24 protein-coding genes are annotated in these 24,007 nt (G+C 66.1%); 18 read left to right on the forward strand and 6 right to left on the reverse strand.

The window, feature by feature from the left end:
- Positions 1 to 50 precede the first annotated feature (50 nt).
- The 4 genes from AC6H42_RS00950 to AC6H42_RS00965 all read right to left on the reverse strand — a co-directional run bounded on the left by AC6H42_RS00950 (position 51) and on the right by AC6H42_RS00965 (position 4,162).
- Positions 51 to 776 (reverse strand): ABC transporter ATP-binding protein, encoded by a 726-nt coding sequence (locus AC6H42_RS00950; RefSeq protein ID WP_497547193.1) that lies wholly within the window; start codon positions 774 to 776, stop codon positions 51 to 53.
- Complete coding sequence (locus AC6H42_RS00955; protein ID WP_497547194.1) at positions 773 to 2,617, reverse strand: branched-chain amino acid ABC transporter ATP-binding protein/permease; 1,845 nt, start codon at positions 2,615 to 2,617, stop codon at positions 773 to 775. The genes AC6H42_RS00950 and AC6H42_RS00955 overlap by 4 nt, the downstream gene beginning before the upstream one ends.
- On the reverse strand, positions 2,614 to 3,672 hold the full coding sequence (locus AC6H42_RS00960; protein WP_497547195.1) for a branched-chain amino acid ABC transporter permease: 1,059 nt from the start codon (positions 3,670 to 3,672) through the stop codon (positions 2,614 to 2,616). Before AC6H42_RS00960 ends, AC6H42_RS00955 begins: the two co-directional genes overlap by 4 nt.
- 79 nt (positions 3,673 to 3,751) lie before the next feature.
- Positions 3,752 to 4,162: a tautomerase family protein gene (locus AC6H42_RS00965; RefSeq protein WP_497547196.1), complete on the reverse strand. Its 411-nt coding sequence runs from the start codon at positions 4,160 to 4,162 to the stop codon at positions 3,752 to 3,754.
- A 346-nt stretch (positions 4,163 to 4,508) separates the two neighbouring features.
- On the opposite strand from AC6H42_RS00965, the gene AC6H42_RS00970 reads away from it, so the two are divergent.
- Positions 4,509 to 5,564, forward strand: coding sequence for a porin (locus tag AC6H42_RS00970; protein WP_497547197.1), 1,056 nt, complete (start codon positions 4,509 to 4,511; stop codon positions 5,562 to 5,564).
- Between the two features lie 21 nt (positions 5,565 to 5,585).
- Here AC6H42_RS00970 and AC6H42_RS00975 read toward each other — a convergent pair whose 3' ends face one another.
- The gene (locus tag AC6H42_RS00975; RefSeq protein WP_056390694.1) at positions 5,586 to 6,509 is read right to left on the reverse strand and encodes a LysR family transcriptional regulator; all 924 of its coding nucleotides are present in this window, start codon (positions 6,507 to 6,509) and stop codon (positions 5,586 to 5,588) included.
- 126 nt (positions 6,510 to 6,635) lie between these two features.
- Between AC6H42_RS00975 and AC6H42_RS00980 the strand changes: the two genes are divergently transcribed.
- The 13 genes from AC6H42_RS00980 to pcaF all read left to right on the forward strand — a co-directional run bounded on the left by AC6H42_RS00980 (position 6,636) and on the right by pcaF (position 19,104).
- Positions 6,636 to 7,595, forward strand: coding sequence for a PDR/VanB family oxidoreductase (locus AC6H42_RS00980; RefSeq protein ID WP_497547198.1), 960 nt, complete (start codon positions 6,636 to 6,638; stop codon positions 7,593 to 7,595).
- 33 nt (positions 7,596 to 7,628) lie between these two features.
- The gene (locus AC6H42_RS00985; RefSeq protein ID WP_497547199.1) at positions 7,629 to 8,771 is read left to right on the forward strand and encodes a muconate/chloromuconate family cycloisomerase; all 1,143 of its coding nucleotides are present in this window, start codon (positions 7,629 to 7,631) and stop codon (positions 8,769 to 8,771) included.
- Positions 8,772 to 8,798: 27 nt separating this feature from the next.
- Positions 8,799 to 9,089, forward strand: a complete 291-nt coding sequence (gene catC, locus AC6H42_RS00990; protein ID WP_056390701.1) for a muconolactone Delta-isomerase — start codon at positions 8,799 to 8,801, stop codon at positions 9,087 to 9,089.
- Between the two features lie 43 nt (positions 9,090 to 9,132).
- The gene (catA, locus tag AC6H42_RS00995; protein ID WP_497547200.1) at positions 9,133 to 10,044 is read left to right on the forward strand and encodes a catechol 1,2-dioxygenase; all 912 of its coding nucleotides are present in this window, start codon (positions 9,133 to 9,135) and stop codon (positions 10,042 to 10,044) included.
- Entirely contained in the window at positions 10,034 to 10,858 is an 825-nt protein-coding gene (gene pcaD / locus AC6H42_RS01000; protein ID WP_497547201.1) for a 3-oxoadipate enol-lactonase, read from the forward strand. The genes catA and pcaD overlap by 11 nt, the downstream gene beginning before the upstream one ends.
- 99 nt (positions 10,859 to 10,957) lie before the next feature.
- A complete protein-coding gene (locus tag AC6H42_RS01005; RefSeq protein ID WP_497547202.1) occupies positions 10,958 to 11,479 on the forward strand; it encodes a nuclear transport factor 2 family protein in 522 nt (173 codons plus the stop codon).
- A complete protein-coding gene (locus tag AC6H42_RS01010) occupies positions 11,476 to 12,633 on the forward strand; it encodes an amidase (RefSeq protein ID WP_497547203.1) in 1,158 nt (385 codons plus the stop codon). The genes AC6H42_RS01005 and AC6H42_RS01010 overlap by 4 nt, the downstream gene beginning before the upstream one ends.
- 22 nt (positions 12,634 to 12,655) lie before the next feature.
- Positions 12,656 to 13,945: an aromatic ring-hydroxylating oxygenase subunit alpha gene (locus AC6H42_RS01015; RefSeq protein ID WP_497547204.1), complete on the forward strand. Its 1,290-nt coding sequence runs from the start codon at positions 12,656 to 12,658 to the stop codon at positions 13,943 to 13,945.
- Positions 13,938 to 14,441 carry an aromatic-ring-hydroxylating dioxygenase subunit beta gene (locus AC6H42_RS01020; protein ID WP_497547205.1) on the forward strand — a complete coding sequence of 168 codons (504 nt, stop codon included), beginning with the start codon at positions 13,938 to 13,940 and terminating at the stop codon, positions 14,439 to 14,441. Before AC6H42_RS01015 ends, AC6H42_RS01020 begins: the two co-directional genes overlap by 8 nt.
- Before the next feature lie 157 nt (positions 14,442 to 14,598).
- Positions 14,599 to 16,194 (forward strand): carboxylesterase/lipase family protein, encoded by a 1,596-nt coding sequence (locus AC6H42_RS01025; RefSeq protein ID WP_497547206.1) that lies wholly within the window; start codon positions 14,599 to 14,601, stop codon positions 16,192 to 16,194.
- Between the two features lie 263 nt (positions 16,195 to 16,457).
- Complete coding sequence (locus AC6H42_RS01030; RefSeq protein WP_497547207.1) at positions 16,458 to 17,126, forward strand: 3-oxoacid CoA-transferase subunit A; 669 nt, start codon at positions 16,458 to 16,460, stop codon at positions 17,124 to 17,126.
- On the forward strand, positions 17,123 to 17,776 hold the full coding sequence (locus AC6H42_RS01035) for a 3-oxoacid CoA-transferase subunit B (protein ID WP_497547208.1): 654 nt from the start codon (positions 17,123 to 17,125) through the stop codon (positions 17,774 to 17,776). The genes AC6H42_RS01030 and AC6H42_RS01035 overlap by 4 nt, the downstream gene beginning before the upstream one ends.
- A gap of 77 nt (positions 17,777 to 17,853) precedes the next feature.
- Positions 17,854 to 19,104 (forward strand): 3-oxoadipyl-CoA thiolase, encoded by a 1,251-nt coding sequence (gene pcaF / locus AC6H42_RS01040; protein WP_497547209.1) that lies wholly within the window; start codon positions 17,854 to 17,856, stop codon positions 19,102 to 19,104.
- A 273-nt stretch (positions 19,105 to 19,377) separates the two neighbouring features.
- Here the strand turns inward: pcaF and AC6H42_RS01045 are convergent, their stop codons facing one another.
- Positions 19,378 to 20,307 (reverse strand): LysR family transcriptional regulator, encoded by a 930-nt coding sequence (locus AC6H42_RS01045; RefSeq protein WP_497547210.1) that lies wholly within the window; start codon positions 20,305 to 20,307, stop codon positions 19,378 to 19,380.
- Positions 20,308 to 20,459: 152 nt separating this feature from the next.
- Here AC6H42_RS01045 and AC6H42_RS01050 point away from each other — a divergent pair, with 152 nt between their 5' ends.
- The 4 genes from AC6H42_RS01050 to AC6H42_RS01065 all read left to right on the forward strand — a co-directional run bounded on the left by AC6H42_RS01050 (position 20,460) and on the right by AC6H42_RS01065 (position 24,000).
- Entirely contained in the window at positions 20,460 to 20,972 is a 513-nt protein-coding gene (locus tag AC6H42_RS01050) for a V4R domain-containing protein (RefSeq protein ID WP_497547211.1), read from the forward strand.
- A 58-nt stretch (positions 20,973 to 21,030) separates the two neighbouring features.
- Complete coding sequence (locus tag AC6H42_RS01055; protein ID WP_497547212.1) at positions 21,031 to 22,215, forward strand: acyl-CoA dehydrogenase family protein; 1,185 nt, start codon at positions 21,031 to 21,033, stop codon at positions 22,213 to 22,215.
- Positions 22,216 to 22,222: 7 nt separating this feature from the next.
- Positions 22,223 to 22,774: a 4-hydroxyphenylacetate 3-monooxygenase, reductase component gene (hpaC, locus tag AC6H42_RS01060; RefSeq protein ID WP_497547213.1), complete on the forward strand. Its 552-nt coding sequence runs from the start codon at positions 22,223 to 22,225 to the stop codon at positions 22,772 to 22,774.
- 71 nt (positions 22,775 to 22,845) lie between these two features.
- Positions 22,846 to 24,000 (forward strand): ABC transporter substrate-binding protein, encoded by a 1,155-nt coding sequence (locus AC6H42_RS01065; RefSeq protein ID WP_497547214.1) that lies wholly within the window; start codon positions 22,846 to 22,848, stop codon positions 23,998 to 24,000.
- Positions 24,001 to 24,007 lie beyond the last annotated feature (7 nt).

Genomic DNA, 24,007 nt, shown 5'->3' on the forward strand with positions numbered 1-24,007 from the left:
CTCCAGAGCTCGTCGTGGCGGGCCGGCCACTGGCGCCGGCCCGCGCTGTTTCAGTCGTCCGTGCCGCCGCCAAGGTAGGTGGCATGCACCCGCGCGTCGCGGGCCAGCTCGCGGGAGGCCCCGGCCAACGACACCTGCCCCAGTTCCAGCACCACTCCCCGGTCGGAACTGCGCAGGGCCGCCAGCGCATTCTGCTCGACCAGGATGATCGAGATGCCATCGTCGCGCAGCGCACGCACGATAGCCAGAATCTCCGTGACAATCTTCGGCGCCAGGCCGAGGCTTGGCTCATCGAGCATCAAGACGCGCGGCTCGGCCATCAGCGCGCGGCCCAGCGCCAGCATCTGGCGTTCGCCGCCGGAGAGCGTGTTGGAGCGCTGGGTGCGCCGCTCAGCCAACCGGGGGAAGCGGTGGTAGACGCCGTCGAGCTTGCGCCGGCGTGCCGCCGAGGAATCCCTCTTGCTGTAGCTGCCCAGCAGCAGGTTGTCCAGCACCGACATGTCGCCGAACAGTTCGCGCTGTTCCGGCACCAGGCACAGGCCGCGGCGGACGCGCTCTTCGACGTCGACCCCGTCCAGCGACTCGCCGTCCATCCGCACGGCGCCGCGCGCGGGCAGCAGGCCGATGGCGGCCGCCAGCAGCGATGTCTTGCCGGCGCCGTTCGGTCCGATGACGGACACGATTTCCCTGGGCATCAGCTTCAGCGAGATGCCGCGCACCGCCTCGACCTGCCCGTAGTTCACCTGCAAGTTCTCTATTTCCAGAATCGGGTTCACGCTGCATCTCCCATGTACGCTGCCTGCTTATTGTCGTCGCATTGGTCGTCGGCCAGGTCGCCGCCCAGGTAGGCCGCCTGCACGCTGGCGTCGCGCCGCACCGCGGCGGGAGCGCCCTCCATCAGTTTGCTGCCGAAGTTCATCACGACCAGGCGATCAACCAGCTTCATCACAAAGTCCATGTCGTGTTCGACGATCATGATCGTCACTCCCTGGCGGCGCAGTTGCTTCAGCAGTTCGGCCAGTTCTTGCTTTTCGCCATGGCGCAGGCCAGCCGCCGGCTCGTCCAGCACCAGCATCACCGGGTCGGCCATCAGCGCGCGGGCGATCTCCAGCAGGCGCTGCGTACCGAGCGGCAGCGCGCCCGCCAGTTCATGCTCGCGACCGGCCAGGCCGATGCGCGCCAGCTGCGTGCGCGCCTCGACGAAGATCTGCGCTTCCTCGCGCTGGTCCAGGCCCAGGCCCGCAGCGAGCACGCCGCTGCGGGTACGTCCATGGGCTCCCAGCGCGACGTTGTCGAGCAGACTCATTTGGGGGCGCAGCTTGACGTGCTGGAAGGTGCGTCCCATGCCGAGCTGGGCGATGTCGCGCTGGGACAGCTTGGTCACGTCGCGGCCCATGAAGGACACCGCGCCGGAACTGAGCCCAATGGCGCCAGTTAGCAGGTTAAACATGGTCGACTTGCCTGCTCCGTTCGGCCCGATCAGGCCCACGATCTCGCCGGCGGCGATGTCGAAGCTGACGTCGTTGACGGCCACCAGGCCGCCGAAGCGCCTGGTCACGTTGCGGGCACTGAGAATGGCCCTGCCGGGGGGCGGCTGGCTGCGCCGGGACAGCGGCGGCAGATCGCCGCCCCCAGGCGCGCTGGCGGCGCCCGGCGCCCGACGGTACTTGGCGGCCAGTTTCACCGCATAGCCGCACACGCCTGCCCGGGCACGGTGCAGCAGCAACAGGAAGAGCAGGCTGAAGGCGATGACTTCCAGCTGGGTGCCGCGACTAGACAGTAGCGGCAGCACATCCTGCAGGGTATTGCGCAGCAGGATAACGATGGCCGAGCCGACAATGGCGCCCGGCAGCTGCAGCAAGCCGCCAACCACCGCCATCAGCAGGTAATTGATGCTGCCATGGACATCGAACGTCGACGGGCTGATGTAGCGGCTGTTGTGCGCGTAAAGCCAGCCGGCCAGGCCAGCCAACAACGCCGAATAGACGAACAGTTTCAAGCGCAGGCGGTAGCCGTCCGCTCCCACGCTTGCCAACAGGCTGTTGCCTCCCCGCAGGCTGCGCATGGCGCGGCCCTGGCGCGAGCGCAGCAGATTGCTGCTGAACAGGTACGCCAGGCCCAGCATGCCCCAGATCAGGTAGTACATGGCACCCGACGACGCGAGCGAAAGGCCGGCGATGCGGATCGGGGCGATGTCGCTCATGCCCGTATGGCTGCCCAACGCCTCGATATTGCTCAGAACGAGCGGAACCGACAGGCCCCAGGCAATCGTGCTGATCGGCAGGTAGTGGCTGCCGAGCCGCAAAGTCAGCATGCCGATGACCAATGCCGCGCCGCCCGTCATGAGCAACGCGAACAACAGGCCCAGCCAGGGCGACAGGGCATGCGCCGAGGTCAGCCACGCGGTCGAATAGGCGGCGATGCCGACGAAGGCTGCCTGGCCGAACGACGTCACGCCGCCGACGCCGGTCAGCATCACCAGCCCCAGCGCAACCAGGGCGCCAATGCCGATATCGTTCATCAGCCCGATGCCGAAATTGCCGAGTGCCAGCGGCAGCAGCAACAGCGCAGCAACGACCGCCAGCGGCGCGTGGCGGTGGAAGAAAAAGCTGCTCATTGGTTGATCTCCTCGATTTCATCTTCGGAATGGACGGCGTAGTACGAGCGCACCAGCAAAACCGGAATCAAAACGCTGAACACGATCACGTCCTTCAGGGCGCCGCTCCAGAAGGCCCCGAAACTCTCCAGGATGCCGACCGCGACCGCGCCCAGCGCGGTCAGCGGGTAGCTGGTGAGGCCGCCGATGATGGCCGCGACAAAGGCCTTCAGGCCAATGGTGAAGCCCGAGTCGTAGTACAGGGTCGTAATGGGCGCGATCAGTACACCGATCAGACCGGCGAGCAGCGAGGCGCACAGGTAGGCCATCAGCGCGGTGCGCGCCGGGCGCACGCCGACCAGGCGGGCGCCAACGCGGTTGACGGCGGTCGCCCGCAATGCCTTGCCGACCAGGGTGTATTCGAAGAACAGGAAGAACATCAGCCCCAGCAAGCCGGCTGCGCCCACCATCAGGATGGTTTGCATGGACACGGCAAAAGTCGCGCCCATGTCCCATGTGCCGTCCAGCAGTACCTGCGTGCGGTGGCCTTCGGGACCAAAGAACATCAGGCCCAGGCCGGCGAACAGGAAATGCATGACCAGCGCGGCCATCAGCAAGACCAGCGAGGAGGCATCGGCAATCGGCTGCAGCAGGATGCGCGCCGCCAGCGGAGCGACCGGCACCACCAAAAGGATGGCGCACAGCACCTTTAAGGCCGCAGGCGCCTGGGTTCCCGCCAACGTCCAGGCGGCCACACAAGGCAAGGCGGGCAGGATGCCCCAGCCAAGCACGGCAGCCGGTATCTTGCCATACTCGTGCGCCCTGATCAGCCGCAGCACTTCCAGCCCCACCGCGATGGCGGCCAGCAGCGCCACCATCCACACCGTGGGCGGCAAGCGGCCGCTTTCAAAAGCCGCCAGGCTCAGCGCGGCGAACACGGCCACGTCGCCGAACGGCACGAACACTACCCGGGTCACGGAAAACACCAGCACCATGCCGATGCCGGCCAGCAGGTAGATCGCGCCATTGGCGACGCCATCCGTTAAAAGTATCAATATCACATCGCTATCCATCATGTCTCCACGTCTGCTCTCTGCTCTTCATTGTTGTTAAGGCCGGTCCGGGTTGCAAGCTGCATGCCTGCCTGCGCGCCTGTCAACGCGCTGCGGCCGCCATGGCGCTGCGGTCGATGCCTCTGCCTAGCGATTGGGCCGTCTGGCCGGCGATGCCGAAATCCGTATTGGGGATGTCCTTGATGATGATACGGACGCCGCCGCTGTCGACGCCGGGCAGTGCCGCCATCACAACGGTGAGCCCCGCTATCAGGCGGCGCTTCTGCTCAATACTTCGGCCGGCGATCAGGAAAGCCTGGACGACGCTGATCGCCGCGCCCGTCTTGCCGCCAATGCCCGCGTCATGGGTTCCCACTTCGTTCAGGATGACCCTGATCGAATCGATGGGAGCGTCGATCGCGTCCACGACTGCGTGAGTCATGGCCTCGATAAGGTCGTGCTTTTGCCGGTGGCTGTATCCCTCGGCGATAAATGCTTCTATGGTCGGCATCATGTATTCCTGGAGTTAAAAACAGACATGCCAGCGGGCGCAAACGGCCGTTGAACCTGCGGCATCTGAGGAATACTATGCGGGGCATCCGGATAAATCAAATTTATACCGTTGATGATATTGATTAACCTGGCTTATTCACCGTAATGGTGCATCAGGGTCGGCGATGCACCAGATTCCACCTTGCAGCAACGCTTTGGTGCATGAGTTCCATGGATGGGAATCATATTCCCCATCGATTGGATTAATCCGCTTATCACTTTTACCATTCCCTTGCTTCAACATTCATACGCCCGTGCCATGCCGCGGGCGGCCCCCCATTGTTAGTTGCGTCAGGAGATAGCTGAACATGAATAAGACTTTGCGCGCGCTGTGCGCCGCCCCGCTTTGCACGGCCACGCTGGCCCATGCGGACCCGGTTACGATCTACGGCCTCATCGATGCGGGCCTGACCCGCTATTCGGACAGTGCTGTCGGCACCGGCGGACCGCGCCCGCTGACCAAGATGGATACCGGTGTCGCCAACGCAAACCGCATCGGCTTCAAGGGCACGGAACAGCTGGGCGATGGCGTGAGCGCGTTCTTCACGCTGGAGACCGGCTACACGCTGGACGACGGCGCGCTGGGCCAGGGCGGACTGATCTTCGGCCGCCAGGCATTCGTCGGCATCGCCAACAAGGTCGGCAGTGTCAGTGTGGGGCGCCACTACGACTTCATGATCAACCAGAACGCCTATTCCACCGGCGCGGCGACAGTGGCCGGACTGCTCGCTTTTGGCCTGCACGCGAGCCCGCGCACGGCCGGGGTGCTGAACGACCGCATCTACGCGGGGGACCGGGTCAACAATTCGGTCAAATTCCAGAGCCAGAGCTTCGGCGGCTGGAGCGTCGGCGCGCTGTATGGTTTGGGTGAAGTGCCGGGCAACAGCGCGGCGGGACGCACCTGGAGCATGCGCCTCGCTTATGACGCCGGCCCGGCCAGCGCCGGCTTTGCGGTCACGGACCTGCGCGACGCGGCGGGCGTCTATACGACGCGCATCTACGGCCTGGGCGGCAGCTACAAAGTGGGCAGCGTGCGCGCCTTCAGCCTGCTGACGCGGGTTACCAATAATAGCGGACGCCAGCTCGAAGCGAACAATGCGGAGATCGGCGCCACCTGGTCCACCTCGCCCACGGTCGACCTTTCCGCCGGCGTGCAGCGTCAATCGCGCAACAACGCCATCCGCAGCGCAAACCAGCTCACCCTGGTAGCGAACTACAAGCTGTCGACCCGCACCAACGTGTACGCCGTAGGCGCATTCCTGCGCGACCGCGGCTTCCCCGCCCAGACCACCGCGGCGGTCGGCGTACCGGATGCGGACGGCACCCAGAACGCCCTGCGCATCGGCGTGCGCCACTTGTTCTGAGCGCGCGGCCACCCCGCCCTGTCAGCCCTGGCGGCCGTATTCCTGCAGCAGGTCGACAATGGCCTGCCGCATCCAGCGGTTGCCGGCGTCGCCTTCGAAGTCCTGGTGCCAGTGCAGCGTCACCTCGACTTCCGGAATCGCAACCGGCAACCCGTACAGCGAAAACTGTTCCTGCGCGTTGAACAGCCGCGCGATCCGGTACGGCAGGGTCACCGCCAGGTCGGAACGGGCCAGGATGCTGGGCAGGACCGAGAAATGGGGAATATCGAGCGCGATGGGACGGTCGATGCCGTTGGCACGGAACACCTCCTCCAGCTGGTGGTGGCTGCTCTCGGCCGATTGCACCTGCACGTGGGACAGGCCGAGGAATTCCTCCACCCCGAGCGCCGGCCCGGCCGGCAGGCCAGGCCGCCTGCGCGTCAGGCAAACATAGGTTTCCCTGAACAGCAGCGTATGGCGCGTCATCGATTTGAGCAGCGGCAGGTTGCCGATGGCGAAGTCGAGCTGCCCCGTGCGCAACGATTCCTCGATCGCGCTCTTGCGCACCTGCTCGACATGGATGCGCGCCAACGGCGCGTGTGCCCGCATGTATTCGCACAGCGGCGGCAGAAAGAACATCTCGGCGGCATCGGTCATCGACAGCGTGAATGTGCGCGTGCTCAGCGCCGGCACGAACTGCTCGGCATAGCTGAGCGCATCCTGCACCGCCTGTAGCGCGCGGGTGATCGGCTTGGCCAGTTCCAGCGCCGCGGGCGTGGGCTGCATACCGGTTTTGGTGCGGATAAACAGCGGGTCGTTGAAGATCGTGCGCAGGCGCCGCAGCGCATAGCTGACCGCTGGCTGGGACAGGTGCAAGCGGTCGCCCGCCAGCGTCAGGCTGCGCTCATCTGAAATAGCCTGGAATACGCGCAGCAAATTCAAATCCATGTTGTTGAAGGTTGTCATACCAAAATCCATGCCGTTTATGCGAATAATATTTTACATCAATTTGATAAATCTTCACCCGGTCCATAAAATGAATTCATCGTTGCAACAGGCTGGCGGCGCCGGCTTTCTACCGTAGGTGATTGCATGAAAATGATTGTTGAAAAAATCGTGGATGAAACCGCGGAAGTACGCTCGTTTCGCCTGGTGCGGGCAGATGGTGCGCGGCTGGAAGCGTATGAGCCGGGGGCGCATGTCGACGTGACAGCGCCCGGCGGCGTCACGCGGCAATATTCGCTCTGCGGCGCGCCCGGCGACAATCGCGCCTACACCATCGCGGTCAAAAAAGAGCCGCAATCGCGCGGCGGCTCGCGCGCACTGCACGAGGCGGTCACGGTCGGCAGTGAACTGGAAGTGGGCACGGCGCGCAACCTGTTCGCGCTCGACCCGGCCGCTACCGAGCACGTGCTCTTCGCGGCGGGCATCGGCATCACGCCGCTGCTGGCGATGGCGTACCGGCTGGTCGAGCGCAGCCACGCATTCACGCTGCACTACTTCGTGCGCAGCCCCGAGTACGCGGCGTTCGCCGACCTGCTCGCCGCGCCGCCATTCGCCCACCACGTGCGCTTCCACTATGGCGTGGCGCGCGCGGACATGCCCCGTTACATCGACGCCTGCATGAACGCGGCCAGCCCGCAGGCCCACGTCTATACGTGCGGCCCGGGCCCGTTCATGGACGCCGTGGTTGCCTGTGCGGTCCGCTCGCGCGGCGAGGAAGCGGTGCACCTCGAGCATTTCCAGGCCGCCGCGCCGGCCGCGAACGCGTCCGCCACCGGCGACGCCGCCTTCGAAGTGGCGATCGCCAGTTCCGGCCAAGTCCTGCCGGTGCCGGCCGGCAGCACGATAGTCGATGTGCTGGCAGGCGCAGGCATCGTGATCGATACCTCCTGTCGCGAAGGCATCTGCGGAACCTGCGTGGTCCCGCTGCTCGGCGGCACGCCCGACCATCGCGACAACTGCCTGTCAAAAAAGGAGAAGGCCGCCAACGACCAGATCTGCCTGTGCGTTTCCCGCGCCTGCTCGCCAAGGCTGGTGCTCGATCTCTAGCCGGCGCCCTCCCCCCCGACCACGAAAGAACCCATGAGCTATACACCTATTCCCATCGACAGCGTCGACGTCCTGCTGCTCGACCTGCCTACGATCCGGCCGCACCAGTTGTCGGTCACCACGATGCGCCGGCAAAAGCTTGTGCTGGTGCGCGTACGGGCCGCCGACGGCGTGACCGGCTGGGGCGAAGCGACCACGATCGGCGGACTTGCCTATGGCGAGGAAAGCCCGGAGAGCATGCGCGTCAATATCGACACCTATATGGCGCCATTGCTGCTTGGCGCGGACGCCGCCAGCCCGGGCGCGCGCATGCGGGATTTGCGCGCCCACCTGCAAGGCAACCGGTTTTCGCTGTGCGCCATCGAAACCGCGCTGTACGACGCGCAGGCGCGCCGGCTGGGCGTGCCCCTGAGCAGCTTGTTCGGCGGCCGCGTACGCGACAGCCTGCCGGTCGCCTGGACGCTGGCCAGCGGCGACACCGAGCGCGACATCGCCGAAGCCGAACGCATGCTGGAACAAAAGCGCCACCGCATCTTCAAGTTGAAGATCGGCGCGCGCGACGTGCGCGCCGACGTGGCACACGTGGCGGCCATCAAGCGCGCGCTGGGCGACCATGCCAGCGTGCGCGTCGACGTCAACCAGGCCTGGTCCGAAACCGACGCCATGCTGGGCATGGGCATGCTGGAACAGGCCGGGGTGGATCTCGTCGAACAGCCCATCGCCGCCGGCAACGACGCAGGCATGCGCCGCCTGCGCCGAATGAACCGCATCCCGCTGATGGCGGACGAAGCGCTGCACGGACCGGCCGACGCCTTCCGGCTCGCCGAGCGCCGCGCCAGCGACGTGTTCGCGATCAAGATCACCCAGTCCGGCGGCCTGCGCGGTGCCCAGCAGGTGGCCGCGATCGCCGAAGCGGCCAATGTCGGCCTGTATGGCGGCACCATGCTGGAAGGCGCGGTAGGCACGGTCGCCTCGGCCCAGCTGTTCTCCACGTTCACGGAACTGGCCTGGGGCACCGAGCTGTTCGGACCGCTGCTGCTGACCGAGGACATTCTGCGCACGCCGCTGGACTACCGCGATTTCTCGCTGCACCTGCCTTCCGGCCCCGGCCTGGGCATCGACATCGATGAGGAAAAGGTCGCCTTCCTGCAGCGCCGTTCCGGCCGTGGCGCCTGATCAAATACCACAACAAAGGACAAGCCGATGTTATTCAAAGTGAGCATGACCGTCCGCCTGCCGCACACCATGCCGGCCGACGAAGCCGACCGCCTGAAAGCCAGCGAGCGGGCCGTCGCCGAAGCGCTGCAGCGCAGCGGCAAGTGGCGCCACCTGTGGCGCGTGGCCGGCCGCTACGCCAACGTCAGCATCTTCGACGTCGCCGGCAACGCCGAGCTGCACGACCTGCTGCTGACGCTGCCGCTCTTCCCGTACATGGACATCGAGGTGCAAGCGCTGTGCCGCCACCCGTCGTCGATCCATGACGACGACCGCTGATTACACCACCCCGCACGACAACCCAGACCAAAGGAGACAACCCATGGACCATCATGCCATTGACGCACTGCTGCGCAAGATCGAGAGCACCGAGACCGGCAAAGGCAATCCCCGCGTGCAGGCCGCCGTCAACCGCATCGTGCGCGACCTGTTCGTCACGATCGAAGAGCTGGACATCCAGCCGCACGAATTCTGGAGTGCCGTCAGCTACCTGACCGAGGCTGGCCGCTCCGGCGAGTACGGCCTGATTGCAGCCGGCCTGGGCTTCGAACATTTCCTCGACCTGCGCATCGACGAGGAAGAAGCCCGCAAGGGCATCAGCGGCGGCACGCCGCGCACCATCGAGGGGCCGCTGTACGTGGCAGGCGCGCCGGAGTCGCTGGGCAGCGCACGCCTGGACCAGGATCCGCAGCCAGGCGAGGTGCTGTTCATGCAGGGCACCGTGCGCGGCGCCGGCGGCCAGCCGCTGCCGGGCGCGCTGGTGGAGGTGTGGCACGCCAACCACCTGGGCGGCTATTCGTTCTTCGACCCGGCCCAGAGCCCCTACAACCTGCGGCGCACCATCCGCACCGATGCGCATGGCCGCTACCGCTTCCGCAGCAGGGTGCCGGTCGGCTATAGCGTGCCGCCGGGCGGCGCCACCGACAAGCTGCTCACCCTGCTGGGCCGCCACGGCACCCGCCCGGCCCATATCCACTTTTTCGTGACGGCGCCGGGGCACCGCAAGCTGACCACGCAGATCAACATCGAAGGCGACCCATACCTGTGGGACGACTTTGCGTTTGCCACCCGCGACGGCCTGGTCCCGGCGATGACCAAGGTCACCGACCCGGCCGCACTGCAAGCGAGCGAAGTGGACGCGCCGTTCTATTCGATCGACTTCGATTTCGACCTGCATGCCCAGCGCGTAGGCCTGCCGGCCGACCAGATCGAGCGAGCGCACTTTGTCGCCTGATTGCCTTCCAGCCGCGCGCATCCTGGCACCGGGCCCGGACCAGATCGCATACCGCCTGCAGGGGCCGACGGGCGCGCCCGTGCTGGTGCTATCGAACTCACTGGGCACCACGATGTCCATGTGGGATGCCCAGGCCGACGCGCTGTCCCGCCATTTCCGCGTGCTGCGCTACGACACCCGTGGCCACGGCGGCTCCGGTGCCGGCACGGATCCGGCGTCGGGCTACACGCTGGACCAGCTCGGCAATGACGTGCTGCGCCTGATGGACGGCCTCGGCATCGCCAGGGCTGCCTTTTGCGGGATCTCCATGGGCGGCATCACAGGACTGTGGCTGGCCATCCACGCGCCCGGCCGCTTCGAGCGTTTGGTGGTCGCCAACAGCGCGGCGCGCATCGGCACCGCGGCTGGCTGGCGCGAGCGCGCAGCGCACGTCGCCTCGCGCGGCATGGACGCGGTCGCCGAGGGCGCCGCAGGGCGCTGGTTCACATCCGGGTTCGTGCACCGCGAACCGGCGCTGGCCGGCAGCATGATCCACGGCTTGCGGCGCACCCCGCCCGCCGGCTACGCCGCCTGCTGCCTGGCGCTGGCAGAGGCGGACGTTCGCGAATCGCTGGCGACAATCGGCATTCCCACGCTGCTGCTGGCAGGCGCACACGATGCCGTCACCACCGTCGCGGACACCGATTTGATACGCGAACGGATTGCCGGCGCCGCCAGCACGACCCTCGACGCTTCACACCTGTCGAACATCGAAGCGGCCGCCGCTTTCACCGGACAGCTGCGCAATTTCCTTGGCTGCCCACCGGCGACGTGAATCCGTGAGATTCATGCACGGCATCCAAACCATCAATTTGATGAATGCACCCCGCAATTCTAGAATCATCCACACCCTGCAATCACTTGAAAGATCCGCATGACATCCGCTGAAACAACTGCCACGGCCAGCGCCCTGGCCAGCCGGCTCGACAGGCTGGAGAGTGCCCAGGCCGTCCACACCGTCCTGGCCCGCTACATGCTGCTATGCGACCAGCCCTGCGCCGACCGGAATTTTCCGCAGCTGCCCGACCTGTTCGCAGACGACGCGGTGTGGGAGGGCGTGGGCCGGCACTACCAAGGCGCCTTTGGCCGCCACCATGGCCGCGCGGCCATCGTCGCCTTCGTCGGCAGCTATCTGGCGCCCTCTCCCCACTTCGCGCGCAATCTGCATTTCCTCACGTCCGACCAGGTAAGCGTGGCGGACGATGGGGCCACGGCGCGCGGACAATGGCTGATGCTGCAGCTGTCCACGTACGGCGGCGGCGGATCGGAAGCGATCACGGCGCGGCTGGACGTGGACTTCCAGCGCGCCGGCGACGGCTGCTGGCGCATCGCGCATTTCCGCACGGAGCGGCTCGAATGCATGCCGTGGGGCGTGGGCAAGGAGGCCTCCGCATGAGCGCCTGGGTAGAACGGCTCGATCGCGGCGCGGGTGGCCCGACGATCGCCATCAAGGACTGCATCGACATCGCCGGCGTGCCCACGCGCGCCGGCTGCGCCGCGCTCGCCGATGCGCCGCCGGCCGAACGCGATGCCGACGTGGTAGCCGCGCTGCTGCAGGCGGGCTGGCATATTACGGGCAAGACCGCCATGCACGAACTGGCGTACGGCATGAGCGGCATCAACGCCTGGGGCGGCACGCCGCTCAATCCCCAGGATCCGCTACGTATTCCCGGCGGCTCGTCGAGCGGTTCGGCCGCCGTGGTCAGCAACGGCGAGGCCGACGCCGCGCTGGGCAGCGATACCGGCGGCTCGATCCGGCTGCCGGCGGCCTGCTGCGGCGTGATCGGCCTGAAGCCGACCTTCGGCCGGGTCAGCAGGCACGGCGCCTGGCCACGCACCAGCAGTCTCGATTGCGTCGGGCCGTTCGCGCGCGACGTGCCGATCCTGATTCGTGCCATGGCCGCCATCGCCGGAGGCTTCGATACCGCAGCCGCCACGGCGTCCATGGCCGGTGCGCGGGTCGGCCTGGTCGCCACCGCGAGCGACGACGCTGTGCAGGCGGCGCTGGCGGCGGCGCTGCAGGCGAGCGGCTGGTCCGCGCTGCCACGCGCGCTGCCTGGCATGCAGGCGGCCTTCGACGCCGCGATTGCCGTCATCAACAAGGAAACCTGGGATGCGTTCGGCAGCCTGGCCGGCGACAGCCGGCTCGGCGCGGACGTCGCGCAGCGCCTGGCCGCAGCCGGCGCGACGACGCAGCGCGAACTTGCTCACGCGGAACAGGTGCGCGAACGCTTCGCCGCCGAAGTCGAGCGGGCACTGGACGGTGTCGACGCCCTGCTGCTGCCGACCCTGCCCGCGCTGCCGCCCACGCTGGCCGAGGTGGCCGCCGGCAAGCCGGTGGTCGCATTGAGCGCACTGATCCGGCCTTTCAATCTCAGCGGACATCCCGCGCTGAGCTACCCGATACCCGTACCCGCCGCAGCCGCGGCCGTCCCGGCGAACCGCCTGGTCAAGGCGGGACTGCAACTCGTCGGCCGGCACGGCGACGACGAGCGCCTCTGCGCCCTGGCGCTGCACCTGGAACACGCGCTGTGCGCATCGGACCGATAACTTATCCCACCTGGAGCATCACATGAACGCCCCCTTACGCTTTTATCCGCGCACTGCGGATTCCCCCTACGGCAGCCTGGTACAGGATGGCGCCGTCGACCCTGCCTTGTACACCGACGCGAAGATCTTCGACGCTGAAATGGAACGGATCTTTGCCCGCACCTGGGTGTGGGTGGCCCACGTCAGCGAGCTGCCCAAACCCGGCGACTTCCGCGCCACCTTCGTGGGCCGCAACCCGGTGATTGTCGTGCGCGACCGCCAGGACACCATCCACGTCCTGGAGAACCGCTGCCGGCACCGCGGCGCCACGGTCTGCGAAAAGACCAAGGGCAACGCCACCGGCTTCACCTGCCCTTACCACAGCTGGTCGTACGGGCTGGATGGCAAGCTGCGCGGCCTGCCCTACTCGGACGGCTACGAAGACGTGATCGACAAGGCCGACATGCCGCTCCGGAGTTTGCGCGTGGGCGTGTACGCCGGCATGATCTTCGCCAGCTACAACCAGGACATCGAGCCGCTCGAGGACTTTCTCGGCAACGCGCGCCACTGGATCGACCTGTTCATGAAACAGGGCGCCGGCTTCCCTGTCAAGACGCAGGGCGAGCACAAGTTCACCTTTAAAGGCAACTGGAAAATCCAGCTCGAGAACACCACCGACGGCTACCACTTCCCGGTGGTGCATAAGACGTTCCTGCAATCGGTGGATGCCGAAACGTCGGAGATGCTGTCCTTCATGACGGACGAGGAAGCGATCACCCGCTCCCTGGGCAACGGTCATAGCGTGATGGTGATGGTGCCGGAACACGTGGACCTGGATGTCGACGACGGCACCGAACAGCTGCAGGAGCGCTTCCAGCATGTGATCGAGGCATTGTCGAAAGACTACCCGGCCGAACAGGTGCGCCGCATTGTCCGCTCGCTGCACGGCGCCGGCTTCAACCTGAACCTGTTCCCCAACGTGGCGATGTCGATGTCGTTCTTCCGCGTGCTGCGCCCGGTCGCGGTGGACGAGACCGAGATCCGCCACATCGCGCTGGGCATGGACGGCGGTCCCGAGATTGCCAACCGCGAGCGCTTGCGCATCCATGAACATTTCCAGGGACCGTTCGGCTTCGGCAGCCCCGACGACGCGGAAGCGTGGGAACGGGTGCAAAGCGGCGCGCGCGCCGGACGGGACGTCCCCATTCTGGTCAATCGCGGCCTGAACCGTGAATGGACGGACAGCAACGGCGACAAGGTGTCGCATTCGACAGATGAAACCGGCATGCGCGAAGCCTATGCCATGTGGAAAAGGATGATGAGCAATGACTGAATCGACACTCCCCGTCGCCGATCTGACAACGCCGCTGGGCCGCGCGATCGCGTTCATCTGGCGCGAAGCCGAGCTGCTGGATAACAAGGACTACGACGCCTGGGGCGCCCTGTGGGCCGAGGACGGCCGCTACGTGGTGCCGATCGATCCCGACACGGACGACTTCGAGAGCCAGCTGAATTACGCCTACGACGATGCCCGCATGCGCCGGCTGCGCATCGAGCGCTTCACGTCCGGCTATTCGATGTCGGCCGCCGACTCGGCCAGGACGGTCAGGACGGTGTCGCGCTTTTCGCTGGCGGGACTCGACCACGACATAGTCGAAGTGCGGTCGGCCCAGTTGCTGGCGGCGCACAAACGCGGCGCGACCACGCTGTTCGCGGCGAACCTGACGCACCGGGTGCGCCTGCTGCCAGACGGCGCCCTGCTGGACCGGAAAGTGGTCCGGCTGATCAATTCACAGGAGGCGCTGAACGCGCTGGGTTTCCTGCTGTAGTACCCGCCCGGGCAGCCCTCGCAAGGGCCGCCCGTTGTTCCAACAAGGCCCTGCACCTGGACCTCTCATCACTATAACAATCGAAGGGTTAGAAATGAGCATGAGCACGAGCACGAGCAGAACAATGAAGCGGCACTGCGCTGGTATCGGATCCACGTTGAGGCGCTGGCCCATGTCGCTGTGGCTGGCCGGGTCAACCGCGCTGATGGCCGGCTGCGGCAGCCCGTCCGGCGACCGCACGCTTGTGACCGTTGAAAGCGGTATCGTCCAGGGCGCGGAGGCTGATGGCGTACTGTCGTTCAAGGGCATCCCCTACGCGGCGCCCCCGGTGGGCAACCTGCGCTGGCGCCCCACGCAGCCGGCCACGGCCTGGACCGGGACCCGTCCGGCCATCAGCTTCGGCCGCGACTGCATGCAGCAGGTCTATCCGGGCGACGCGCTGATGATCGCGACCGCGCCGTCTGAAGACTGCCTGTTCGTAAACGTGTGGCGCCCCACCAGCGAGGTGCCCGCCCGCGACAAGCTGCCGGTGCTGGTGTACATCCATGGTGGCGCCTATACGACCGGAGGCAGCTCGTCGCCTGTGGTTGACGGCAAGCAGTTCGCCAAGGAAGGCGTGATGCTGGTGACCTTCAATTACCGTCTCGGCAGGTTCGGCTTTTTCGCCCACCCGGCCCTGACCGCCGAGCAGCCAAATGAACTGCAGGGCAACTACGCCTACATGGACCAGGTCGCGGCACTGAAATGGATACAACGTAATATCGCCGCCTTTGGCGGCGATCCGGCCAACGTCACCGTGTCGGGGGAATCGGCCGGCGGCGAGTCGGTGCACTCGCTGCTGACCACACCGCTGGCCAAAGGACTGTTCCGGAAAGCGATCGTCCAATCCGGCAATGGCCGCGAGAACCAGGTGTACCGGCTGTACCTGCGCCGCGACGCCAGGGGCATCGGCGCCTCCGGCGAGGAAATCGGGGTAACGTTTGCAAAGACCATGGGGATCAGCGATACCGGCGCCGCCGGTCTGGCCGCGTTGCGCGCGCTGTCCGCCGACCAGGTGCAGGCCAACCTCTTCCTCGGCTACAACTACGCCGGCGGCCCCATGATCGAGGGCAAGATGGTGCTGGACGAACCGGGCGTGCTGTACGCCAAGGGACAGTTCAACCCCGCTGCGATTCTGATCGGCAGCAACGACCTGGATCTCGGCTTTCCCGCACCGGCCGCGACCAAAGATGAAGCGTACGCAGTCTTCGGCGCGCAAAACCTGCAGGCCGCACGCGCCGCCTTCGATCCGCAGGGTACGGCGAGTGTCGATGCGGTGCGGGGCCAGATCGCGCGCGTGCAGCTAATGGACGAGCCGGCGCGCTTCGTGGCACGGATCTTCGCGGCCCAGGGACTGCCCGCCTACGTGTATCGCTTCTCCTATGTGGCGCAGTCGATCCGCGACAAGGTGCCCGGCGCGGTGCATGCGGCTGAAATGCCTTACGTGTTCGGGACCCTGCCCGTCACGTACGGCTCCGCCGTGACCAGCCAGGACACAACGCTGTCGAGGCTGACCACGAGTTACTGGGCGCAGTTCGTCAAGTCCGGCAATCCGAACGGTGCCGATCTTGCCGCCTGGCCAGCTATCGTTGGCGGAACGAACGGCCTGCTGGAGTTCACTGCTGCCGGCATCGCCAAGCCGTTCGAAACCGATCCGCTGAAAACCCAGCTCGACCTGGTACAGGCGGTCAGCGACCGGAAAGCCTCTCAATAGCCCTGTCGTATTGAGGCTCCGCACGCGTTGGCGCGCGTCTGCCGAAAGGGCACTGCAATGAGCGAACTGATGCTGCACATCCAGATTCCGGCCGCTGGCCGAATGAATGGCGGCGCGCCTTGCTGCAGCCGCGCCAGCAAGGCCCGCAGCCCGCACGCCGCACCTTCGCGTCCGGCCTGCACTTGCGCCTGAACAGGCCTCGACACACTGATTTGATAGCAAGTTAATACACACGTTCAACCATCGCACAACCGGAATACACCATGATCAACAAAATATCACCCTCGCTGCAGGTGGCCGTGGCCGACATCAGCGACGGCGCCACCATCATGATAGGCGGCTTCGGCAACGCCGGTATGCCGTCCGCGCTCATCGAAGCACTGATCGAACAGGGTGCGCGCGAGCTCACCATCGTCAACAACAACGCCGGCAACGGTGACGCCGGCCTGGCCGCGCTCTTGGCGGCGGGCCGCGTACGCAAGATCATCTGCTCGTTCCCGCGCCAGGCGGATTCGCATCACTTCGACGCGCTCTACCGCGCGGGCAAGATCGAGCTCGAACTGACTCCGCAGGGCAACCTGGCCGAACGCATACGCGCGGCCGGGGCCGGCATAGGCGGCTCCTTCACGCCGACCGGGTACGGCACGCTCCTCGCCGAGGGCAAGGAATCGCGCCTCATCGATGGCCGCCACTATGTGCTGGAGTCGCCCATCCACGCCGACTTCGCCCTGATCAAAGCGCAGCGCGGCGACCGCTGGGGCAACCTGGTGTACCGCAAGGCCGCCCGTAATTTCGGCCCCATCATGGCGATGGCGGCCACGACCACGATCGCCCAGGTGCGCGACGTGGTGGCTCTGGGCGAACTTGATCCCGAAGTCATCATCACGCCCGGCATCTTCGTCCAGCGCGTGGTCCAGGAGGCCGCACAATGAAAATCGGCATCGAACACCGTTATAGCCGAGAGCAGATCGCCGCCCGCGTGGCGCGCGACATCCCGGAAGGCGCATACGTCAACCTGGGCATCGGCCTGCCTACCAAGGTGGCCAACTACCTGCCGGTCGAGCGCGAAGTCTTCCTGCACAGCGAGAACGGCCTGCTGGGCATGGGCCCCGCGCCGGTCCCCGGAGAAGAGGACGAGGATTTGATCAACGCCGGCAAGCAGGCCGTGACGCTGCTGGCGGGCGGCGCCTATTTCCACCACGGCGACTCCTTCGCGATGATGCGCGGCGGCCATCTGGACATTTGCGTGCTGGGCGCCTTCCAGGTGTCGGCCAACGGCGATCTCGCCAACTGGCACACGGGCGCCCCGGACGCGATACCGGCCGTCGGCGGCGCCATGGATCTGGCCATCGGCGCCAAGCAGGTGTTTGTGATGATGGACCACCAAACCAAGAGCGGCGAGAGCAAGATCGTCGAGCGCTGCGTTTATCCCCTGACCGGCGTCGCCTGCGTCGACCGCATCTACACCGACCTGGCCGTGCTGGACGTGACGCCGCAAGGGTTGCGCGTGCGGGAGATGGCACCCGGCCTGACCCTGGACGCGCTGCGGGCGGCCACTGATGCGCCGCTGCTGGCCGGCTGAGACCGCGCCGACCGGCATTGACCGAAGGAATGGGACAGACGATGAATGAAACTTTCAATAAATCAATGAAGCAGACAATGAACCCGACGATGACAGCGATGGACGCATGGATCTGCGACGCCGTGCGTACGCCGATAGGCCGCTACGGCGGCGCGCTGAAGGATGTGCGCGCGGACGACCTGGGCGCCCTGCCCATCCGCGAGTTGATGCGTCGTCACCCCGGCCTGCCGTGGGACCAAGTCGACGACGTGATCTACGGCTGCGCCAACCAGGCCGGCGAGGACAACCGCAACGTGGCCCGCATGTCGGCGCTGCTGGCCGGACTGCCGCCGTCGGTGCCCGGCACCACCGTCAACCGCCTGTGCGGATCCGGCATGGACGCCGTCGGCACGGCGGCCCGCGCCATCATGGCCGGCGAGGCGGAACTGATGATCGCCGGGGGCGTCGAGTCGATGACCCGCGCGCCCTTCGTCATGGGCAAAGCCGATATGGCTTACGCGCGCGGTGCCACGCTGCAGGATACGACCATGGGCTGGCGCTTCATCAACCAGGCGCTGCAAGAAGTCTACGGCGCCGAGACCATGCCGGAGACGGCGGAAAACGTCGCCGTCGACTTCGGCATCAGCCGCGCCGACCAGGACGCGTTTGCGCTGGCCAGCCAGCGCAAGGCCGCCGCCGCCATCGCCGCGAACGTGTTCGCGCGCGAAATTGTGTCCGTGTCGCTGCCTCAGAAAAAGGGCGCTCCGGTCGTCTTCAGCCAGGACGAGCATCCACGCGCCACCACGCTGGAGGCGCTGGCGAAACTGAAAGGCGTGGTCAGGATGGACGGCAGCGTCACCGCAGGCAACGCCTCCGGCATCAACGACGGCGCCTGCGCGCTGCTGATCGCGGGCACGGACGCGGCGCGGCGACTCGGCCTGACGGCGCTGGCGCGCATTGTCGGCATGGCCGCCGTCGGCGTGGCGCCGCGCTTGATGGGCATGGGCCCGGTGCCGGCCATAAATAAATTGCTGCGCCAAACCGGCCTGTCGCTGGAACAGATGGACCTGATCGAACTCAACGAAGCCTTTGCGGCGCAGGGCTTGGCGGTACTACGGCAGCTCGGCCTGCGCGACGACGACCCGCGCGTCAATCCCAACGGCGGCGCCATCGCGCTGGGCCATCCGCTGGGCATGAGCGGCGCGCGGCTGGTGACGACGGCGGCTTACCAACTGCGGCAATCCGGTGGCCGCTATGCGCTGTGCAGCATGTGCATCGGCGTCGGCCAGGGTATCGCAGTCGTCATCGAAGCGGATGCCGGGCATGGCTCAGGCGGCGCCCGGTACTGAGATCCCCCCGCCCTACAGGGCAGCCGAATTTTCCGGCCGCCCTTACCTACACGGGGTCGCGGCACGAATTTCCCGCCAGGTGCCCCTGCCCGCCCGGCATCGAAAGTGACAGCCGCCGAAAACCGGAACCGGCGGCCGGCAACAGCTCCCCGATGGGCCCGCACGCATATTCAGCCGCACGGCGCAATCCGGGGACGGCGGCCTGGCCAGCCCGGACGCCCGACTCTACCGCCCCATGCAGAATGGCGAACGCCGACACCGTCCCGGATACGCTCATCGTCCCCTGCCACCGGCCGCGCAGAACTTCTCCTCAATCGTCGCTCGCAGCCAGGCAATGCCGGCGTCCGCCGCGAACCGCTGGTGCACGTGCAGCTTGACTTCTATCGGGGGTAAGTCGAAGGGCAGTGGCAGCAATCGATAGGCCCGTCCGCGGTTGAAGCGCTCCGCTATGCTGCGAGGAAAGATCAGGGCCAGATCGGTGCTGCGCACGGTCTCCGGGGCGGCAATGAAATGCGGCAGCTTGAGCACCACATTGCGCTCGATATTCAACTGGCCCAGCCATTTCTCGGTCAGACCATGGCCGGTCGCGCCGCTGTCGGTGACCACGTACCGCAACCGCCCCAGCGCTTCGCGGGTCAATGCGCGTTTGCCGAGCGGATGCCCCGATCGCAGCATGCACACGTACTCGTCATGGAACAATGTCTGCGACTGACAGTCGCCGGACAGGCCAGGCACATAGCCCAGCGCCAGATCGATCTCACCCGAGCGCATCCCGCTTTCGACGTTGGCCAGGGGGATCGGTACGATCTCGAGCGCGATGCCCGGCGCGGTGTCCTGGAAAGCCGACAGCAGCGGCGGCAGGAAGTAAAACGCGGACATGTCCGACATCGAAATGCGGAACCGCCGGGTCGACGCCCCGGCATCGAAGCCGGCATGGCGCTGCATCGCCCCATAAAGCATATCGAGCGCCCGGTCGATCGGACCATGCAGGCGCATGGCCGCTTCCGTCGGCTGCATGCCCTCCGCGGTGCGTACAAAGAGCGGGTCGCCAAACGCATCGCGCAAACGCCGCAAGCCGTGGCTGACGGCAGGCTGGGACAGCGCAAGACGGTCCGCGGCAAGGGTCAGGCTGTGCGTCTCCCATACCGCCAGAAAAACCCGCATCAAGTTCAAGTCCACGGTACCAGTATTCATTTTCTGCATAGTGCCCATTCCCGATCTTCAGTTGACGATAAATTGCCGGAACGCCTATCGTTCCTTATCGAGTCACCGTTCTGTCATAAAACGCACAGCCGGTTATCGGACTGCCTGACCCGCAGTAGAACCAGATAATTTTAATCGACCGGGAGCACAACATGAGCGCATTTTGGGACCGCATCCGCATCGGCGATCCAGCCGGCAGCATCTTCGATGGTGATCGCCGCTACCTGATGATGCGCACCGACGTGCTGATGGGTATGGTGCACGAAATGCCGGCCGCGCTGCGCGGCCAGGTTCTCGACGCGCTGGCGGCATCGGCGTACCTGCACGGCGGCCAGAGCGTGCGAGCCTACCGGAACGCCGGCGGCCTTGACGGCCTGGCGTCTACGGTGATCGAAGGCGCCGCCGCTTTCGGGTGGGGCACCTGGCACTTCACCGTAGGCCAGCGGCAGGCCGAACTCGAAGTCGAGAACAGCCCGTTTGCAGCGGGATACGGCCAATCCGAGATTCCCGTCTGCGCACCGATACGCGGCATCTTCCACAGCCTTGCGCAAACCGTGCTGGGCAGCGACGTGGAAGTGGCCGAAACACAGTGCGCCGCGCAGCACGGCGGCCGCTGCCGCTTCGTCGCACGGCGTACCGCTCACATCAACGCGCCGCTTTCCTGACCCCTACCCGGCGCAGCCTTTCAATCCACGAAAACCGCAGAACGACAAAGGAGACATCATGTCCGCATCCACCCTGTACCATCCCGCCACGCCGACCCAAGCGGCACCCTTTGTGCAGCATATGCCCGGCGCGGCGCCGGCGGCGCTTGACAAGGTACTGGCCGCAGTGGCCGAGCGCAGGGAAGAATTCACCGCACTCGGCCATGTGCCGGACGACGTGGTCGAAAGCTTCAAGCAAGCCGGCATCTATCGCGCCGGCACGCCACGCTGCTTTGGCGGCGATGCCATGCCCCCGGCACAGTTCCTGCGCATTGTCGAGCGCATCGCGGCCGTCGACGGTTCGGCAGCCTGGGTCGCCAGCTTCGGCTCTGCGAACACCTACCTGGCCGCGCTTCCCAAAGCAACCCAGGCGCTAATCTATGCGAGCGGCCCAGACCAGGTGTTCGCGGGCGCACTGTATCCGCCGCAGCCGGCGGTGCGCATGCACGACGGCTGGGAAGTCACCGGCCAGTGGAAGTTCGCCAGCGGGTGCATGGGCGCCAACTGGCTCGGCGTGGGCATCGGCGGCGGCCCGGGCATCAAGCCGCTGGCAGCGATCCTGCCGGCCGAACGGGTCGAAATCGTCGAGAACTGGGACGTGGTGGGATTGGAAGGGACCGGCAGCCACGACCTGCGCGTCAGCGGCCAGTTCGTGGCGGACGACTGGACATTCCAGCGCGGTACCGGCGCCGTCATCGATGAACCACTGTACCGCTACCCCGCCACCTGTTACCAAGCGCAGGTGCACGCGGCCGTCAATATCGGCCTAGCGCGCTCGGCACTGGCGATCGTCAACGATATGTCGGCCGGCAAAGTCACCACCACGGGCGCGCCGCGCATGGCGGACCGGGCCTATTTTCGCATCGAACTGGCCAGGGCGCAGGCGCAGTTCGACAGCGCGCGGGCGTACTTCTACGAATCGGCCGAAGCGGTCTACGACGCCATCGTCGCCGGCAACGACGCCTCGCCGGAACAAGTAGCCACCCTGAAATTGAGTGCGACGCATGCCGCGCAAACCGCCGCCGACGTGGTGCGCGATGCCTACCGCCTGGGCGGCATGGCTTCCATCTACAGCAAGCATCCCTTGCAGCGGATCGTGCGCGATTCGATGGTCGTCACGCAGCACGCCTTCCTCAGCAGCGGCAACTACGATGGCGCCGGCGCGGTACTGGTCGGTGTTCCCCCCTTCCCCGGTTTCCTGTGAGACAGCCATGAACCCCGTTACCGCACCAACCCCGGCGCAAGATTCCGGTCCCGACGCCCTGCGCCTTCGCTTCCGTGAAGCGATGGCCAATCTGCCGGCGGCCGTCAACATCGTGACCACCGCCGGCCCGGCCGGGCGCTGCGGCATCACCGCCACGGCGGTCTGCTCGGTCAGCGATACGCCGCCCACGCTGCTGTTCTGCATCAACCGCAACAGCACCACGCTCTCGGCATTCGAGCAAAACCGGCAACTGTGCATCAACGTGCTGCCGGCCGAATGCGACGAGCTGGCCAGGCACTTCGCCGGCATGAGCGGACTGTCGATGGAAGAGCGGTTCCAGGCCGCGAACTGGATCGCCGACGGCGCTGCCGTGCCGCGCCTGGAGCACGCCCTGGTCAGTCTGGCCGGCCGGGTGGTCGATGTGGCGCAGGTCGGCACCCACGCGGTCATTTTCGCCCAGATCGACGACATCGCCATCCGCCAGCAGGCCGACGCGCTGGTGTATTTCGATCGCACTTTCCGCCGTGTTACGCGGCAAGCAGAAGCCCAACCGGCGTGACGGCCCCGGCAGCATCGGGGCATTCGCCGTCATCATAACGATAAGATCCACTAACTTCAGGAGTCCGCACCATGAAAAACCGCTCTCTCATCCGAACCGCCGTGCTGGCTGCGGTCTTGTCCTCTCCATTGCTCGGCTGGGCCGCAGACCTCAAGCTGGGCTTCATCACCTCGCTGTCGGGTCCCTCATCCTCGCTGGGAATTCCCTACTCGAAGGGCTTGCAGGCGGGCGTGACGTTTCGGCCCGATATCGACGGCAAGAAGGTGCAGGTCGTGCAGCTCGACGACGCGTCCGATCCGACCACGGCGGCGCGCAACGCCCGCAAACTAATTGTGGAAGACAATGTCGACGCGCTGATCGGCACCGCCGGCACGCCTTCCGGCATCGCGATCGCCGGCGTGGCACGGGAACTGAAAGTTCCTTTCATATCGGTCGCGCAGGTCAAGCCGGACGCCGGTGCGGGCGGCTGGATGGTCAACGTGCCGCAAGCCACGCCGCTGATGGTCGATACCCTCGTCGCGCACATGCAGCGTTCCGGCGTCAAGACAGTCGCCTACATCGGCTTCTCTGATGCGTGGGGCGATATCGTCTACGACGCCCTGCTTGCCGCCGCGAAGAAGAACAACATCAAGGTCGTGACCAATGAGCGATATGCACGCAACGACAGCTCGGTGACGGGCCAGGCGTTGAAGATCGTCGCGGCCAAGCCGGATGCGGTGCTGAGCGGCACCTCCGGGACGCCCGGCGCACTAGCCTACCTCGGACTGGCCGCGCGCGGCTATCGCGGCAAGATCTACGGCACCCATGGCATCATCAATCCCGACTTCATCCGTGTCGGCGGTCCGTCGCTGGACAACCTGTACGCGCCCACGGGACCGGTGGTGGTGGCCGACCAGCTGCCCGCCAACCACCCCTCGCGCAAGATCTCGCTCGATTTCCGCAACGCGTACAAGAAGACGTTCCAGGCCGAGGCGACCGATGCATTCGCACCCTACGCGTTCGATGCCTGGCTGATCTTCCTGGATGCCGCACAACGTACGATGGCGCAGAAGCAGCCCGGCACACCGGAGTTCCGCGCGGCGCTGCTCAACTCACTCCTGTCAACCAACGAGCTGGTCGGCACGCAAGGGGTCTACAACTTCCGGCCGGAAAATATCTTCAATACCGACCCGCGTTCGGTCGTCATGGTCAGGCTCGACAAAGGCAAGTGGCAATACCTGCCTTAATCCTCTA

This window comes from Massilia sp. NBRC 108631 (genome assembly GCF_059704565.1).